At 50.6% G+C, this 1,667-nt stretch carries 3 protein-coding genes; all 3 read right to left on the bottom strand.

Annotated features, from left to right (window positions below; genetic code table 11):
- Window positions 1–889, bottom strand: an 889-nt coding sequence (locus KDK18_RS03450; RefSeq protein WP_257253234.1) for a PilW family protein, incomplete at its 3' end; no start/stop codon positions are given.
- Window positions 890–892: 3 nt separating this feature from the next.
- Entirely contained in the window at window positions 893–1,363 is a 471-nt protein-coding gene (gene pilV / locus KDK18_RS03455) for a type IV pilus modification protein PilV (RefSeq protein ID WP_257253235.1), read from the bottom strand.
- Window positions 1,360–1,667: GspH/FimT family protein (locus tag KDK18_RS03460; RefSeq protein ID WP_257253236.1), on the bottom strand; the 308-nt coding region annotated here is incomplete at its 5' end. The genes pilV and KDK18_RS03460, both read right to left, overlap by 4 nt.

The following is a 1,667-nucleotide window of genomic DNA, read 5'->3' on the forward strand; positions in this document are numbered from 1 at the left end:
TGCGGATGGAGGTGGCCTGTAGCCAGTCAGCATGGCGAAAACTTCGATCACCGGCACTGATATAGCGGTTAGCAACCCCATCGTTATCGGTATCCAGACCATAATGAATTCGAATATCTTCAATACCATCCACGATGGCCAGCGCTGTGGGGTTGCCTGCTTCGTTTCTGAACAGGGTCGGCAGACCGTTATCCGGTTTTACAAAATAACTCACAGATTCCAGCGGCTTCAGATAACCCGGGTTAAATGACAGAGCGCCGGTAGGGGTTGAACCATCATAACAACGAAAGCTGCCCTTGAGTTGATTGACACAATTGCTGAAATCGCCGCCACCGCTGGTGGTATGGGTGACTGTGCTGCCACTGATGGAACTCAGGGCTATCAGAGCTACCTGAGAACAGTCTTGACGGGTGATGGCAGCAGCATGGCCTACTGACAGGGTTGAGCCGATGTTGCGGTCCAGTGTCAGAGTCGATGTGGAGGTGTCATGGTGGGTTACGGAGAAAACAATGTCGGGATTAACCTTAAAGATCAGCAGGCTTTCCGAGGTGGCCTGAGCGTCCATCTTTGACCGGGTGTCAGAAAGGTTCAATCCCTGAATAGGTTGTTCAGCGGTGAGCCATTCATGGCTGGCACTATTTTGAAGCAGGGCATTTCCAATAGAAGTTTCTCTATTGCAGCCTGTGTATCCTGCTACACGGACGTCACTCGAAATGGAGCTTACGGCAATTCGTGCTGCTTCCTGCATCAGTCCCAGCTGAAAGTTCAATCGATTGGAATTATTGCTGCTCAGAAAGACCTGAGTGACTGAGGCAATGATCAAAATGCCCAATAACATGGCAATCATCAGTTCAATCAGGCTGAGTCCCTTCTGCTTGATGTGGTTCATGATTTATAGAGTGCTCCTGAGAATCACCTGGCGGCGGGTCTGCTGTCCTTTGCTGTCATCAAAGAAGATCGTGATGGTGTAGTTCCGGCCCTCTGGTACATCGGTTTTGACAATTGAACCGTCTGAATCGGGGAGCTGGGCGTCCAGAATGAACTTCCATTGCGCAATGTCATAACGGGCTAACTCAGCGGGTGTGCAATCTGCGGTGTCGCAATCATTAGGATAAGCAGCGGGCGCATTGCCGACACTGGCCGAATAACCGGGCCCGTTAAGTGCGTAGACCGGGTTGGCTTTGATCCTGTCGAGCATGTCGTAGGCAAGGATGTTGGATAGGGAATTGAGATAGGCAATGTTGTTGTAACTGATGCTTCGGGTCTGTAAAGCGGCCATACCTAAGAGGCCAGAAGCCAGAATGACGACTGTGATCAGAACTTCTACCAGGGTCATGCCTGCTTGGGAACGTCCTGAATTCATGGACAAACCACTGAGTTGGCGGAGCGTACTCTACCAGACAGGTTAATGGTAACACCTCTGGCGATCTTCGATGTTGTCAGACTGTCGCAAATAAGAAAGTTGCCTGAACTGGTGTTGTTGACGGTGCCATCTCCCTGAAACACGATTGGCGTGCTGTTACTCCAGGTAATTGAGGCGATAGATTCTATTGTCTGTGAGCGTCTCAAGGTATCGACTCCTGCGTCAAATACGCCGTTACTGTTTTCATCGGTGAAAATGACCCAGCCTTGACTCCAAAGGGTTGGATCTGCTGCGCAGGTAGTCC

It is taken from the genome of Endozoicomonas sp. SESOKO3 (genome assembly GCF_024606255.1).